The 13915-nt window shown below is 71.1% G+C and carries 14 protein-coding genes; 12 read left to right on the forward strand and 2 right to left on the reverse strand.

Annotated features, from left to right (window positions below; all coding sequences use genetic code 11):
* Positions 1 to 18 precede the first annotated feature (18 nt).
* From EDF47_RS13280 to EDF47_RS13335, 12 genes are all read left to right on the forward strand, one after another.
* Positions 19 to 777 (forward strand): SDR family NAD(P)-dependent oxidoreductase, encoded by a 759-nt coding sequence (locus EDF47_RS13280; RefSeq protein WP_131845208.1) that lies wholly within the window; start codon positions 19 to 21, stop codon positions 775 to 777.
* Positions 778 to 850: 73 nt separating this feature from the next.
* Positions 851 to 1456 carry a nucleotidyltransferase domain-containing protein gene (locus EDF47_RS13285; protein ID WP_131845209.1) on the forward strand — a complete coding sequence of 202 codons (606 nt, stop codon included), beginning with the start codon at positions 851 to 853 and terminating at the stop codon, positions 1454 to 1456.
* The gene (locus EDF47_RS13290; RefSeq protein WP_131845210.1) at positions 1453 to 1875 is read left to right on the forward strand and encodes a hypothetical protein; all 423 of its coding nucleotides are present in this window, start codon (positions 1453 to 1455) and stop codon (positions 1873 to 1875) included. The genes EDF47_RS13285 and EDF47_RS13290 overlap by 4 nt, the downstream gene beginning before the upstream one ends.
* Positions 1876 to 1919: 44 nt before the next feature.
* Positions 1920 to 2333 carry a hypothetical protein gene (locus EDF47_RS13295; RefSeq protein ID WP_131845211.1) on the forward strand — a complete coding sequence of 138 codons (414 nt, stop codon included), beginning with the start codon at positions 1920 to 1922 and terminating at the stop codon, positions 2331 to 2333.
* A 189-nt stretch (positions 2334 to 2522) separates the two neighbouring features.
* Complete coding sequence (locus EDF47_RS13300) at positions 2523 to 3350, forward strand: ABC transporter ATP-binding protein (RefSeq protein WP_123294748.1); 828 nt, start codon at positions 2523 to 2525, stop codon at positions 3348 to 3350.
* Positions 3351 to 3363: 13 nt separating this feature from the next.
* Positions 3364 to 4206 (forward strand): ABC transporter permease, encoded by an 843-nt coding sequence (locus EDF47_RS13305; RefSeq protein ID WP_207896064.1) that lies wholly within the window; start codon positions 3364 to 3366, stop codon positions 4204 to 4206.
* 169 nt (positions 4207 to 4375) lie between these two features.
* On the forward strand, positions 4376 to 5500 hold the full coding sequence (locus tag EDF47_RS13310; RefSeq protein ID WP_243649828.1) for an ABC transporter substrate-binding protein: 1125 nt from the start codon (positions 4376 to 4378) through the stop codon (positions 5498 to 5500).
* A gap of 48 nt (positions 5501 to 5548) precedes the next feature.
* Positions 5549 to 6613, forward strand: a complete 1065-nt coding sequence (locus tag EDF47_RS13315; RefSeq protein ID WP_131845212.1) for an LLM class flavin-dependent oxidoreductase — start codon at positions 5549 to 5551, stop codon at positions 6611 to 6613.
* Positions 6610 to 7365 carry an isochorismatase family cysteine hydrolase gene (locus EDF47_RS13320; protein ID WP_131845213.1) on the forward strand — a complete coding sequence of 252 codons (756 nt, stop codon included), beginning with the start codon at positions 6610 to 6612 and terminating at the stop codon, positions 7363 to 7365. The genes EDF47_RS13315 and EDF47_RS13320 overlap by 4 nt, the downstream gene beginning before the upstream one ends.
* Positions 7362 to 8696 carry an NtaA/DmoA family FMN-dependent monooxygenase gene (locus EDF47_RS13325; protein WP_123939121.1) on the forward strand — a complete coding sequence of 445 codons (1335 nt, stop codon included), beginning with the start codon at positions 7362 to 7364 and terminating at the stop codon, positions 8694 to 8696. The genes EDF47_RS13320 and EDF47_RS13325 overlap by 4 nt, the downstream gene beginning before the upstream one ends.
* 1 nt (position 8697) lies before the next feature.
* Positions 8698 to 10407: an MDR family MFS transporter gene (locus EDF47_RS13330; RefSeq protein ID WP_243649829.1), complete on the forward strand. Its 1710-nt coding sequence runs from the start codon at positions 8698 to 8700 to the stop codon at positions 10405 to 10407.
* 14 nt (positions 10408 to 10421) lie between these two features.
* Positions 10422 to 10925, forward strand: a complete 504-nt coding sequence (locus tag EDF47_RS13335) for a flavin reductase family protein (RefSeq protein WP_131845214.1) — start codon at positions 10422 to 10424, stop codon at positions 10923 to 10925.
* A gap of 118 nt (positions 10926 to 11043) precedes the next feature.
* On the opposite strand, the gene EDF47_RS13340 is transcribed toward EDF47_RS13335, so the two are convergent.
* Positions 11044 to 11631, reverse strand: a complete 588-nt coding sequence (locus EDF47_RS13340) for a TetR/AcrR family transcriptional regulator (RefSeq protein ID WP_123939119.1) — start codon at positions 11629 to 11631, stop codon at positions 11044 to 11046.
* Between the two features lie 73 nt (positions 11632 to 11704).
* Complete coding sequence (locus EDF47_RS13345) at positions 11705 to 13909, reverse strand: MDR family MFS transporter (RefSeq protein ID WP_131881960.1); 2205 nt, start codon at positions 13907 to 13909, stop codon at positions 11705 to 11707.
* Between the last annotated feature and the right edge of the window lie 6 nt (positions 13910 to 13915).

Genomic DNA, 13915 nt, shown 5'->3' on the forward strand with positions numbered 1-13915 from the left:
TCTCAGTGAGGAGACGACATGACCGACACCACCGCCGGACGTTTCACCGGCAGGACCATCATCGTCACCGGGGCGGGTTCCGGCATCGGACGCGCCACGGCGACGCGCATCGCGAACGAGGGCGGGCGGGTGATCGCGACCGACGTCGTCGCCGACCGCCTCGACGCGCTCCGCTCCGAACTCGAGGGCCTCGAACTCGAGACCGTCATCGGCGACGTCGCCGCGACCGAGACCATCGACGCACTCATCGCGGCCGCGGGCGATCGCATCGACGGACTGGCGAACGTCGCCGGCATCATGGACGCTTTCCTTCCGCCGAGCGAGGTCGACGACGCCACCTGGGACCGCGTCTTCAGCGTCAACGTCACCGGACCGATGCGCCTCACCCGCGCCGTCCTGCCGCACATGATCGCCGCCGGCCGCGGCGCCGTCGTGAACGTCGCCTCCGAGGCCGCACTCCGTGCCTCGGCAGCGGGTGCCGCGTACACGGCGTCGAAGCACGCGATCGCCGGGTTCACCAAGAGCGTGGCGTTCTTCCACGGGCCGCAGGGCATCCGGGCAAACGCGGTCGCGCCGGGCGCGGTCGCGACGAACATCGAGGCGCCGATGCGCAGCGAGTACGCCGCCAGCCGGGTCGGCCCCATCATGCAGGTCGCCATCCCGCCGGTGGCGCAGCCGGAGCAGCTCGCAGCGGCCATCACCTGGCTGCTCAGCGACGACTCTGCCAACGTGAACGGCGCCGTGCTGCCGAGCGACGGTGGGTGGTCGGTCGTCTGACGAAAATGCTCAGATACGAGTAGAAATCTACTAGAAGTGGTAGATTTCTACTCGTATCCGATCGGAGGTCCCGATGCAGTTGCAGTCCCCCTTCGCGACGGTGACCACCTCCGTGGACGGCGATGTGCTCGCCGTGTTGGCACGAGCGCCAGGACCGATGACGATCGCGGCCATCTGCAGCCTGGTGCCGGACCGGTCGTACGCCGGGGTCCGGAACAGTGCGGATCGGCTGGTCGAGCAGGGTGTCGTCGACGGGCACCGGACCGGACGGACGAAGTCGTTCAGCCTGAACCGGGAACACCTCGCCGCCGATGCGATCACCGCTCTGGCCGATCTCCGGCGCGCGTTCCTCGAACGACTCCGATCGGGCTGTCGATCGATCCCCCTCCGGTACGCCGCGCTCTTCGGATCCGGCGCCCGTGGTGAGATGCGGCCGGACAGCGACCTCGATGTCTGCTTCATCGTCGAGCACGGCCGACGTGAGGAGGCAGAGGACCAGATCCACGCGTTGTGCCGTGCGGCCGGTCGGTGGACCGGGAACGCCGTGCGGCCGGTCCTCTTCGACGAGGACGAGATCGACGGCACCGACCCGCTCCTCGCATCGGTTGCCGGGGACGGGATTCCCATCGCAGGCGATGGTCGATGGCTGTCCCGGAAGCTCCGTACCCTGACTGGATGACCCCGCGAACCGGCACCACCGCACCGGGCGACGAGTCGTTCCGGAGGGGCCGGCTCGCCAAGGCGACGGAGTTCCTCGAAGCTGCAGAGGCCCTCCGCGCGCTCGGCGGTGACGCAGGGGTCTTCAGTGCCGGATCGCAGTTCGCGAACGCGTTCGTCACGCAGTGCGTCCTCAGCGGCATCGCCGCGGCTGACGCGATCTGCGTCGCTCGGACCGGCGAGTACTCGCGATCGGGAGCACACGACGAAGCGGTACCCGTGCTGCGTGCGGCAGCTGGACAGCCGGTTGCGAAGCACCTCGAGGTGCTGTTGGCGGTGAAGACCAAAGCCGAGTACAACGCGCGGTCGGTCAGCGACAGCGACATCGTGCGCGCCGGGGAAGCGGCCGAGGCCCTCGAGGCGGCCGCGCGGTCGGTCTGACGCGCCGGTCGATCCGGAGCGGCTGGCCCGCTTACACTGCCGACATGACCGAGGTCCCCGTCGCGCGCTCCGAGTGGGGCCGGTTCGCCCCCGACTCCGTCGAACGCCGGATGCTCGAGCACACCGGCACCGCCCTCGGCCTCGTCCTCCGCCCGCGCACGGTCGTGCTCGACCGCGCCCGGGTCGAGGTCGAGGGCATCGACGACGCCGACCGTGTCGTCGTGCAGCTCGTCGCGAACCAGGGCGCCTACAAGCCCGCCTGGCGCAACAAGGTGATGGCGGACCTGTTCAAGCTGCTGTGGCTGCGGCGGTCGGTCCCCGGGGTGGAGCGGGCCGTGCTCGTCGTCGCCGAACCCGCGGCGAGGGCGCTCGCCGGGTGGGTGGCGGTTGCCGCCGAGGACCTCGGCGTCGAGGTGCTCGTCTGGGACGGGCAGACCGCAGTGCTCTCGCCGCGCTGAGCGCAGTCGACCCGACCCGCGCACTCGTTCACACGTTCGCAACACATGTGGTCCGACTCCGTAACACGGGCGTCCTAGCCTCGTCACCAGCAGCGGATTTCCGCGTCGCAGACCAACCCGAGCTCGCGACGCACGCTCTCCGCCATACGAGACCGAGCCTGCGTGCTCGCCGACGGTATGGAGGAACGGATGACCACATCAGCGGTCCGCGTGGACGCGGTGCGCAAGGTGTACGGCAGCGGCCCGAGCGCGATGGTCGCGCTCGACGACGTCGAGTTGACCATCGAGCCCGGGAAGTTCGTGTCGCTCATCGGCCCGAGCGGCTGCGGGAAGTCGACGCTGCTCCGCCTGGTGGCCGGGCTCGAGCCCGCCGACCGCGGTGACGTCCGGGTGCACGGTGTCACACCGGCCCAGGCCTGCGCGGCGAAGCTCATCGGACTCGTGCCCCAGGCGCCGGCGCTGCTGCCCTGGCTCACCGTGCTGCAGAACGTGTCGCTCGCCGGGCGCGTGAACCCGGGTGCCGGTCGCCGCCGTGCCGCCATCGAGGACCTCGAGGAGCGCAGTACCGGCACCGGCCCGGACATGCGCGAACTCCTGCGGATGGCGGGACTCGGCGAGGCGATGGACAAGCTCCCCGCACAGCTGTCCGGCGGCATGCAGCAGCGTGCCGCGATCGTCCGGGCCTTCGGCCTGCGCCCCGACGTCCTGCTGATGGACGAGCCGTTCTCGGCGCTCGACGAGTTCACCCGCGAGAGCCTGCAGGACCAGCTGCTCGACCTGTGGGACGAGCTGCGCACGACGGTGCTCTTCGTGACGCACTCGGTGTCCGAAGCCGTCCGGATGTCGGACACCGTCGTCGTGATGGCGCCGCGCCCCGGCCGGATCGTCGACGTCATCGACATCGACCTGCCCCGCCCGCGCAACCAGCGATTGTTCGAGGAACAGCGGTTCCACGAGTACGAAGACCTGGTCCGGACCCGTCTGCACAGCGCCTGGCGCATGACCGATGCGGCCTGAGGGAGACGGGACCATGAGCGCCACCACCACCTCCACGCCCGCCGCGACCGCCACCACGGCCGACGCCGAACGACGCACCGCGCGCCGACCGGTGCCCGGTTGGCTCCGACCGACCGTCTGGTTGCCCCTCGTCGTGATGCTCGCCGTCCTGGCGGTGCTCTGGCAGATCGGCGCGACGGCGATGCCGTACCTGCTGCCGCCGTTGCCCGCGGTGGGGGAGACCCTCGCCACGCAGCTGCCCTACTACCTGCAGAACGCCGGCATCACCCTGGCGGAGTCGCTCGTCGGCCTGGCCATCGGGTTCCTCGCCGCCTTCGTGCTCGCGGTGCTGACGAGTGAGCTGCCGATCGTCCGCCGTGCGGTCATGCCGATCGCCATCGTGCTGAACGTCACGCCCCTCGTCGCGATCGCCCCGGCCCTGGTGGTGGCGTTCGGGTTCGGGCCGCTGCCGAAGCTCGTCATCACGGCGCTCATCTGCTTCTTCCCGATCCTGATCAACACCGCCGCAGGCCTGCGGTCCGTGCCGCAGCCCGTGCTGCAGGTGTACAAGACGATCGATGCCTCCCGGTTCGAGATGCTCGTGCACCTGCGGATCCCGAACGCCCTGCCGTTCGTGTTCGCGGCCCTGCGGATCGTGTTCCCGCTGTCGATCATCGGCGCGGTCGTCGCGGAGCTGTCCGCCTCGGGTTCGACCGGCGGCCTCGGCACCGTGATCAGCACGGCGTCGTCGATGAACCAGCTCGACGTCGTCTACGCGGCGATCGCGATCCTCGCGGTGATGGGCGTGGTCCTGCTCGGACTCATCACGGTCGTCGAGCGGCGCGTCCTGCACTGGCACCGCACCGCGAACGACTGACGCGCGGTCCGCCGGCCGCACCACGCGGCCGCCCCGCGGCCCTGCCGCACCACCCGCCGGCGCGAGCCTGCCCGCGCGACGTCAGCCGCGCCTCCAGGCCGACGTCCGGCGACCCACCGACCCACCCGCACCCGCCCTGCACCACCCATCTCTTCCCACAGGAGTGACCATGCAGCACAGCACCATGCAGCACCGCACCAAGGCCGCACTCGCGGCCCTCGCCACCGCCGTCGTCGCCCTCGCGCTCACCGGCTGCAGCACCGGCTCGAGCGCCGGAACCACCTCGTCCGAGGGCAGCGCGATCTCGGCCGAGCGGTGCAAGGAGAACAAGGACGCCGGCAAGATCACCTACCTTTCCGGCTACCAGTACCAGTCGTCGGCGTCGATCCTCGAGTACATCGCGGCGGACGAGCTCGGCTACTTCAAGGACCTCTGCCTCGACGTGACCCTGAAGCCGGGCTCGGGTGACACCGCCCAGAACACGAAGCTCCTCGCCAGCGGCCAGGCCACCGTGTCCGCCGTCGCCGAGCAGGACCTCATCCAGGCCCGGGCGAACGGCATCGACATCACCGGGATCTCGTCGTACTCGAACGCCGGCCTCGACGTCCTGATGACGAACAAGGACATCACGAAGCTGCCGCAGCTCGACGGCCAGGTCGTCGGCCACAAGGGCTACGTCCCCGCCTCGGTCCGGGCGATGATGGAGAAGGCCGGTGTCGAGTGGGACTCCCTCACGCTCGTGAAGGAGGGCTACGACCCGTCCGTCCTGCCCCGCAAGCAGAACGGCCTCGAGGCGCTGACCGGCTTCGTGTCGAACGAACCGAACCTGCTCAAGGCCGCCGGTGACGACGTCACCGTCTGGCAGCCCGTCGACTACGACATCCCCTCGTCGATCGGTGCGATGGCCGTGAACCCCGCCTTCGCGAAGGCGCACCCGACCGCGGTCGAGGACGTCCTGCGCGCAGCCCTGCACGCCTACGACTTCTGCTCCGCGAGCGAGGCGAAGACCAAGCAGTGCGTCGGGTACGCCGCGAAGCTGTCCGGCGCCACCTACGACACCGCCCAGAACACCAAGATCTGGACCACCGAGACGAAGGTCATCGCGGACAACCCGACGCCGGACCAGCCGCTCGGCGGGATCGACCCGGAGAACGTGACGAAGCTCGTGGACATGCTGCACCAGTTCGACATCGTCAAGAGCTCCGTGACCGCCGACGACGCGAAGCGCTGGTTCACGAACGAGTACATCGACGCCATCACGAAGGACGGCGAGACCGTGTGGCCGGCACCGTGAGCGCCATCGTCACCGAGTGTTCCGCAACGACCAGAAAGGCGGCGTGAGATGCCCGCGAAGGAGTACGGGATCTTCCTCCCGATCGGCAACGGCGGGTGGATGCTCTCCACCACGGCACCCCACCCCGAGGCGACCTACGCGTGGAACAAGCGCGCGGCGCTGCACGCCGAGACGATCGGCCTGGACTTCGTGATGTCGATGGCGAAGTGGCGCGGCTTCGGCGGCTCCACCGACCACTGGGGTCGCTCCCTCGAGTCGATGACGATGATGGCCGGCATCGCCGAGGCCACCGAGCGGGTCAAGATCTGGGCGACGATGCACGCCAACGTCCACAACCCGGCGGTCGCCGCGAAGATGTACACGACGCTGCAGGACGTCTCCGGCGGCCGGGCCGGCATGAACATCGTCAACGGCGCCTACGCGGCGGAGTTCGAGCAGTTCGGGATCTGGGACGCGGCCCTCAGCCACGCCGACCGGTACCGGATGACGGAGCTCTGGACCGAGGCGGTCACGCGCCTGTGGACCGAGGACAGCGTGACGATGCACACGCCGTACTTCGACCTCGACGCGTGCGAGTCCCGCCCCCACCCCGCATCGCGGCCGACCATCATCAGCGCCGGCAAGTCCGAGGCAGCCCGGGCGTTCCAGGCGAAGCACGCCGACGGCGCCTTCCTGGCAGCGGACAGCCTGGACGAGATGCGCGACCTGTCCCGCGACGTCCACGACCGCGCCGCCGCCGAGGGACGCGAGTGCCGCACCTACTCGATGCTCACGGTCGTGCAGGGCGAGACCGACGCCGCCGCGCAGCGGAAGGTGCGCGAGTGGGGTGCCGGCGTCGACCGCGAAGCACTGGCCTCGATGCGGGCGTCGTGGGGCGTCCCCGCCGAGCAGGCGCGTGCCTGGGCGGACGGTGCTGCCGGTGAGGACGCGTTCCAGACCGCGTACGTCGCCGGGTCCGCCGAGACCGTCATCGAGCACATCGAGTACATCGTCGACCGGGGCGAGCTCGACGGCCTGATGCTGATCTTCCCCGAGTACGACCAGGACATGGTGCTGTTCGGGGAGACCGTCCTGCCGGCGCTCCGCCAGCACGACGCGGCGGTCGTCCGGTGACCGGGGGACCCGACGCGGGTCGCGACCCGCGGCTCGCGCAGTTGCTGTCCGCTCCGCTCCGCCCCGCGCTCGTCGTCGTCGACGTGCAGCGCGACTTCGGTGAGCCGGCGCGGATCGCCCCCTACGGACTCGACGACCGCGCGTCCGTCGCCGTGGCCGCCGCCGTCACCCGCATCGGCTCGCTCGTCGACGAGGCCCGCGCAGCGGGCGTCCCCGTCGTCTGGGTCGAACTCGGCAGCGACCCGGCCCGGCCGTGGCGCTCCAGCACGTGGCTGCGCGGGGGCGACCCGGACGGCCCGATGCCGGACGACGAGCCCTGCCGGATCGGCACGGAGGGCGCCGAGTGGTACCGCACGGCGCCCGAGCCCGGTGAGACACGCGTCGTCAAGCGCGGCTACAGCGGGTTCCTGGGCACCGACCTGGAGGCCCGGCTCACCGCCGCAGGGATCGGCTGGGTCACCGTCGTGGGACTCACGACCGAGTGCTGCGTCCTCGCCACCGCACAGGACGCGATGCAGCTCGGCTGGCACGTGGTGGTCCCGCAGGACGCCACCGCCGCGTACGACACCGACGTGCACGACGCCGCACTCACCCTGATCGACCTCAACGTGGGCGTCGTGACCGACGCCGACGAGACGGTGGCGCTGTGGCGCGCGGCTGCTGACGCGTCTGCGTCTGCTGCTGCTGCTGCTGCTGCTGCTGCTGCGTCTGCGTCCGGGTCTGCGTCCGCTTCGCCGGTGGGTGCCCGATGAGCGGCATGCACCTGGCCTACGACCTGTCCTTCACCCACACCGAGGGGCGGTGGGCAGCGGCCGGCAGCTGGGTCGGCCAGGACTTCCCCGACGTCCGCATGTACATGGAGGTCGCCAGGACCGCCGAGCGCGCAGGCGTCGACATGCTGTTCTTCGGCGACGGGTCCGGTGTGCCGAGCACGTGGCGCGGCAGCATCGACCCGGCCGTCGAGTGGGGCATCCAGTGGCCCCGGCAGGACATGTCGCCCGTGATCGCCGCGATGTCCACCGTCACGGAGCACATCGGGTTCGGGCTCACCTACTCGTCCACGTTCACCCACCCCTTCTCCGTCGCCCGACTGCTCAACTCGCTCGACCACGTCACCGGGGGACGGATGGCGTTCAACGTCGTCGCCTCGTCGCGGGGCGCGGACGCGGCGAACTACGGGTCCGACCACCTGATCGACCACGACCTGCGGTACGAACGGATGGAGGAGTTCATCGGCGTCTGCCGTGCGCTCTGGGACTCCGTCGCCCCGGACGCGATCGTCCGCGACCGCGCGACCGGCCGGTTCGCCGATCCGGCCGGGGTGCACCCGATCGACCACGACGGCCGCTTCTTCAAGGTGCGCGGCCCGCTCGCGAGCGTCCCGAGTCCGCAGCGGCACCCCGTCGTCGTGCAGGCCGGCAACTCGCCGCGCGGCATCGCCGCCAGCGCGTCGTTCGCCGACCTGGTGTTCGGGTTCGGGTCGAGCGTCGCCGGACAGCTCCGGCACCGGAACGCCCTCGACGCAGCGCTCACCGACGCCGGTCGGGACCCGTCCGGCGTCGGGATCCTCTGGGCGACCCAGGTCATCGTCGGCGCCACCGACGCCGAGGCCGCCGCCCGCCGTGACTCGCTGCTGTCGTTCTGGAACCGCGAGGCCGTCGGCACCTTCATCTCGCACAACGCCGGGTACGACTTCTCCACGCTCCCGGAGACGTTCCGCCTCGGCGAGCTGCGCGACGAGATCGTCGCCGCGCAGGCGAGCCCGGCCGGCCTGGTCGGCAGCCTGGTCGCCGAGTTCGGCGAGGACCACACCATGGACCGCGACGACTTCTTCGAGCACGGCTGGCGTGCTGCGACGGGCCTCGACCACATGCTGGTCGGCGACGCCGCGGGGGTCGCCGACGCCCTGCAGGAGAACTTCGCGGCCACCGGCGGACGCGGCGGCTACATGCTGTCCAGCCCGCTCGGCATGCCCACCGGGTTCGCCGACCTGAGCGAGCTGCTCGTGCCGGAGCTGCGTGCCCGAGGTGCCCTGGCGCCGCGGTACCCGGGGTCGACGCTCCGCGAGAACCTGGCGGTGTGAGGTGACCCCGGCCCGTCGGTGGCTCGCGCTCGGCGGGCTCTGCCTCGGCTTCTTCATGCTGCTGCTGGACAGCACGATCGTGTCCGTCGCCCTGCCGGACATCGGCAGCGACCTCGGCACCGACGCGTCGCTGTCGGTCTGGGTGAACAGCGCCTACCTGTTCGCGTTCGCCGTGCCGCTCCTCGTCGCCGGACGGCTCGGCGACCGCTTCGGGCACCGCCGGGTCTACCTGCTCGGGCTCGCGGTGTTCACCGTCGCGTCGGTCGGGTGCGCGTTCGCACCGGGGATCGGCGCGCTCATCGTCTGGCGCGCCGTGCAGGGCGTCGGTGCCGCGCTGCTGACACCCCAGTGCCTGACCGTGATCCGCTCGTTGTTCGAACCACCCCGACTCGCCGTCGCGCTCGCCGTCTGGAGCGCCGGTGGCGGTGCGGCGACCGTCGCCGGCCCGATCGTCGGCGGCGTGCTCGTCGAGGCGTGGGGGTGGCCGTCGGTCTTCCTGGTGAACGTGCCCGTCGGCATCGTCACCGCCGGCGCCGTGCTGCGGTTCGTGCCGGTGTCCCGACGCATCGCGGTGCCCCTGCCGGTGCTCGCCGTCGTCGGGGTGACCGCCGGGGTGTTCGCGGTGGTCGTCGGTGTCCAGGGCACGGGCGACGGCGTCCTCGCCGCCCCCCTGCCGCGGGTCGGTCTGGTGGTGCTCGGCGCACTCGTCGTCGCTGCGGTGCTCACGGTGCAGCGCCGCGCGGGGGACCGGGCGCTCGTCCCGCTCGGGTTGTTCCGCGACCGCGGGTTCGTGACCGGCTCGTGGGGCGCGACGGCTGCGTCGTTCTGCGTCGGGTCGGCGCCGATCCCGCTCATGCTCGACCTGCAGGACGGACGTGGTCTCGGACCGGGTGCCGCGGCCCTCGTGCTCGTGCCGATGGGGGTCGCCTGCCTGGCCGCCGCACCGTTCGTCGGCCGCACGACGAACACCGCGGGCCCCCGTGCGACGGCGACCATCGGCGCCGTCCTGCTCGTCGTCTCGGTGGCGCTGACCGCCGTGCTCATCGGGACCGCCGCACCCCTCTGGGCGGTCGCGACGGCGTTCACCGGCTTCGGGGTCGCGAACGCGTTCGTCTGGTCGCCGTTCTCGCTCGCGGCGGTGCTCGGGGCCGGACCGGCGACCATCGGTGCGGCGTCGAGCACCTTCAACACCGTGAAGCAGCTCGGTGCCGTCCTGGGCAGCACGGTCACCGCGGTGCTGCTCGCGGTGTCGACCGACGCGGTTGCCCTCGGTGCCCTGGCGCTGGCGGCCCTCGGGGCACTCGTGGCGGCGGCGTCCCTGCCAGGGCGAGCGCCGGCGGTCCTGACCGGCGCGGTCGTGCACGGCGCCGGGGTCGGGCACGGGCTCGGGTTCCCGACCGCCAACCTGCTGCCCGACGACGCGGGCGCTGTTCCGTCGGACGGGGTCTACGTCGGCTGGCTCACCGCGCCGACCTGGTCCGGTGCCCGTGAGGCGCTCGTGTCGATCGGCAGCAACAGCACCTTCGCCGACCGGCCGCGCACCGTCGAGATCCACGTGCTCGACTTCGACGGCGACCTGTACGGCACCCCCGTCGAGCTCACCGTCGGCCGTCGGCTCCGGCGGCAGCGCACGTTCCCCGGGCCGGACGCCCTCGTCGCCGCGATGCGTGCCGACGAGCGCCGTGCCCGCACCCTGCTCGCCCGCTCCTGAACGAAGGAACCACCATGCAGCACGACTTCACCGACGACCCGCTCGACATCCGCGAGGCGATCGCCGAGGTCCCCTCCGTCGTGGCCGCCATCGCAGCCCGGGTCGACGGCGTGCTGGTCGTCATGGTGGCGACGTCCTTCACCGTCGGGGTCTCGTACGACCCGCCGCTCGCGACGATCGCCGTGCAGCACTCGTCGACGACCTGGCCGGACCTGGCCTGCGCGCCGGTGCTCGGCATCTCCGTGCTCGCCGAGGGGCACGCGGCGCAGACCCGGCAGCTGGCCTCCCGCGACCGGGCGCAGCGACTGTTGGGCGTGCCGTCCACGGACACCGGGGCGGGAGCGATCCTGCTCGACGGCGCGCACTCGTGGCTGGAGTGCTCAGTCGAGGCCGTCCACCGCGCGGGCGACCACGACATCGTGGTGCTGCGGGTGCTCCGCTTCGCCCGCGACTCCGCGAACGCCGCGCTCATCTGGCACCGGCCAGCTCGGCGGCCAGCAGGCGTCGCCACCACCTGACGTTCTTTCCCAGAACGCGTGCGATGGGAAGCGGAATCGGGCGCACCTGGTCAGAAGTTCCGACCCGGTACGCCCGAAACGACTCGGTACGCTCCGCGCGGCGGCCCGCACGACCCCCTCAGGACGCCAGCGCCGCCATCTCGCGCACCACGGCCCGGAGCCGCACCGCGAGCTCGTCGTTGTTCCGCACGGAGTCGCGGTGGGCGGCCTCGCTGAGCGCCGACATCACGAGCGTCACCGCCGTGCGTGCGGTCTGGTCGTCGGTCCTGGTGCCCACGACGCTGAGCAGGGACTGGCGCGACTCGGCCATCCACTGCATCACCATCGACGACATCTCGGGCCGGAGGACCAGCAGCTCCTTCATCCGGCGGCGGTCCTGGGACAGCGGTACGGTCGCCGCGACGAGGGTGCAGAGGTCGTCGACCAGGCCGCCACGAGCCTCGGTGAACCATGCTGCGGAAGGCTCCGGGACCTCGACGGAGTCGAGTCCGAGGGCGGCGTGCGCCTTGGACGAGAAGTAGTTGAAGAAGGTGCGGGGCGAGACGTCGGCATCGGCGCAGATCTGCTCGATGGTGACGCCGTCCAGCCCGTGCGCGGACACCAGCGTCAGGGCCGCGTCGTGCAGCGCCTGCCGGGTCTGCTGCTTCTTGCGCTCCCGCAGGGTGCACGGCTCCGTCGCCACTGCAGCTGCCGGGGTGGTGATCACGTGGACTCCTGGTGGTGGGGGTTGGTGGGCCGCCCGTGCCGGAAAGGGGGCACGGCACGGACGGCCCGGTCGGTCACCGACGGTGCGTCGGCGCGGATCCGGTCGAACCCGATCCGGTGGGCACCGAGCCGGTCGGCACGGACCCGGTCATCGGACCGGTGAACGAGCCGGCGTCGGCAGCGGCGGCGCCGGCTTCGGCCTCGAGCTGGGCCTCGGCGGACAGGTCGGCACGCTCCTGCAGGGCGGATCGCTGGCGCAGCGGCGGCACCCGGAAGAACCAGGTGAGCACGAACGCGAGCAGGATCACACCGAGGCCGACCCAGTAGATCGTCACGGACGAGGCGTTGAAGCCCGCCATGAACGGCCGGGTCAGGCGGCTGTCGGCACCGGTCAGGAACGAGGTGTCGTTCGTGCTGGTGGCACTGTCGCTCGTGGTGTTGCCGTCGTCGATCTTCTTCGCGAGCTCCGGGGTGAGCTCGTCGACCCAGTACGAGCGCTGCGAGGCGTTCGACCAGTCGACGGACACGGTGCCGTCCTGCACGCTGGCGTGTGCCTGGTCGGCGACCTGCTCGAGCGCTGACTGCTCGGCCGCCGGCGTCGCCGCTGCGACCTGCTGGTCGATGACGGACTGGGCCGAGGCGGCGGGGACCGCACCGGAGGCGACCTGCTGCTGCACGGCTGCCGTGACCTGCTCGGTGACCGCGGCATCGGCGGCCTGCGTCGCCTTCGCCGAGGCGGCGTCGAGCTGCGACTGCACGGTCTTCGTCAGCGGGGTGACGACGGGCGTCCAGATCTTGTCCATCGCGCCCTGGTTCGCCTTCGCGCTGGCGACGGTGGGGTTGAGCGCGGCGTCGAGCGCCGGGCCGAGGTCCTTCTCGTTCGCGGTGGCGTGCAGGATGTTCGCCGGCATCACCGAGAACAGGATGGACAGCAGGACCGCGGTGCCGAGCGTTCCACCGATCTGCCGGAAGAACGTGGCGGACGACGTGGCGACGCCCATGTCACGGGCCTCGACGGAGCCCTGCGAGGCCAGGGTCAGCGACTGCATGACCGAGCCGAGGCCGAGGCCGATCAGGAACATGCCGATCATCAGGAACCAGAGCGGCTTGTCGATCGACATGAAGGTCAGGACGACGTAGCCGGCGGACACGAGCGCGGTGCCGATGACCGGGAAGATCCGGTAGCGGCCGACGCGGGCGACGATCTGACCGCTCGTGATCGAGGCGATCATGAGACCGCCGACCAGGGGCAGCGTGGCGAAGCCGGACTCGGTCGGGGTGAGCCCCACGACGATCTGCAGGTAGAGCGGGATGGTGAGCATCGCACCGAACATCGCGAAGCCGACCAGGAACCCGATGACGGTCGCCATCGAGAACGTGCCCGAGCGGAAGAGCTTGAGCGGGATGATCGCCGCGTCGCCCATCTTCGACTCGATGAGCAGCAGCCCGATCAGGCCGACGACCCCGACGACGTAGCAGGCGATGGCGGCGGGGGAGCCCCAGCCCCAGATGCGGCCCTGTTCGGCGACGAGCAGCAGCGGCACGAGGGTGACGATGACGGCGGTCGCGCCCCACCAGTCGACCTTGGGCTTCGCGTCGTCGGCACTGTGCACCTTCGGCAGGTGCAGGAAGACGATGACCATGAGGAGCGCGGCGACACCGATCGGCACGTTGATCAGGAGGACCCAGCGCCATCCCGTGATCCACAGGATCTCGGAGGAACCGGCGAGCAGCCCACCGATGAGCGGCCCGATGACGGACGAGATGCCGAACACGGCGAGGAAGTAGCCCTGGTACTTGGCACGTTCGCGCGGGGCGAGGATGTCGCCCATGATCGCGAGCGGCAGCGACATGAGCGCACCGGCACCGATGCCCTGCACGGCGCGGAAGGCCGCGAGCATGAGCATCGAGGTGGACATCGACGACAGGACGGCGCCGAGGATGAACACGACGATGCCGAAGATGTAGAGGGGCCGGCGGCCGAAGATGTCGGAGAGCTTGCCGTAGATCGGCGTCGCGATCGTCGAGGTGATCAGGTAGGCCGTGGTGACCCAGGCCTGCTGGTCGAGGCCGTGCAGGTCGTCGCCGATGGTGCGGATCGCCGTGCCGAACACCGTCTGGCCGAGGGACGACAGGAACATGCCCGCCATCAGGCCGTAGATCACCAGGAGGATCTGGCGGTGGGTCATCAGGGGCTGCGGGCCGGTCCCGCCGGAGGCTGCTGGGGCCTCGGCGGTGTGCCGACCGTGCTGCACCTGGACGGGTGCGGTGGCGGTCATCGAACT

This window comes from Curtobacterium sp. PhB190 (assembly GCF_004365385.1).
Taxonomy (GTDB): Bacteria; Actinomycetota; Actinomycetes; order Actinomycetales; family Microbacteriaceae; genus Curtobacterium.

Coding starts and splice junctions, on each gene's coding strand:
- EDF47_RS13310 (WP_243649828.1), top strand. CDS start 4,376: ATGCAGCACAGCACCATGCAGCACCGCACCAAGGCCGCACTCGCGGCC.
- EDF47_RS13315 (WP_131845212.1), top strand. CDS start 5,549: ATGCCCGCGAAGGAGTACGGGATCTTCCTCCCGATCGGCAACGGCGGG.
- EDF47_RS13335 (WP_131845214.1), top strand. CDS start 10,422: ATGCAGCACGACTTCACCGACGACCCGCTCGACATCCGCGAGGCGATC.
- EDF47_RS13290 (WP_131845210.1), top strand. CDS start 1,453: ATGACCCCGCGAACCGGCACCACCGCACCGGGCGACGAGTCGTTCCGG.
- EDF47_RS13285 (WP_131845209.1), top strand. CDS start 851: ATGCAGTTGCAGTCCCCCTTCGCGACGGTGACCACCTCCGTGGACGGC.
- EDF47_RS13295 (WP_131845211.1), top strand. CDS start 1,920: ATGACCGAGGTCCCCGTCGCGCGCTCCGAGTGGGGCCGGTTCGCCCCC.
- EDF47_RS13280 (WP_131845208.1), top strand. CDS start 19: ATGACCGACACCACCGCCGGACGTTTCACCGGCAGGACCATCATCGTC.
- EDF47_RS13345 (WP_131881960.1), bottom strand. CDS start 13,909: ATGACCGCCACCGCACCCGTCCAGGTGCAGCACGGTCGGCACACCGCC.
- EDF47_RS13325 (WP_123939121.1), top strand. CDS start 7,362: ATGAGCGGCATGCACCTGGCCTACGACCTGTCCTTCACCCACACCGAG.
- EDF47_RS13300 (WP_123294748.1), top strand. CDS start 2,523: ATGACCACATCAGCGGTCCGCGTGGACGCGGTGCGCAAGGTGTACGGC.
- EDF47_RS13305 (WP_207896064.1), top strand. CDS start 3,364: ATGAGCGCCACCACCACCTCCACGCCCGCCGCGACCGCCACCACGGCC.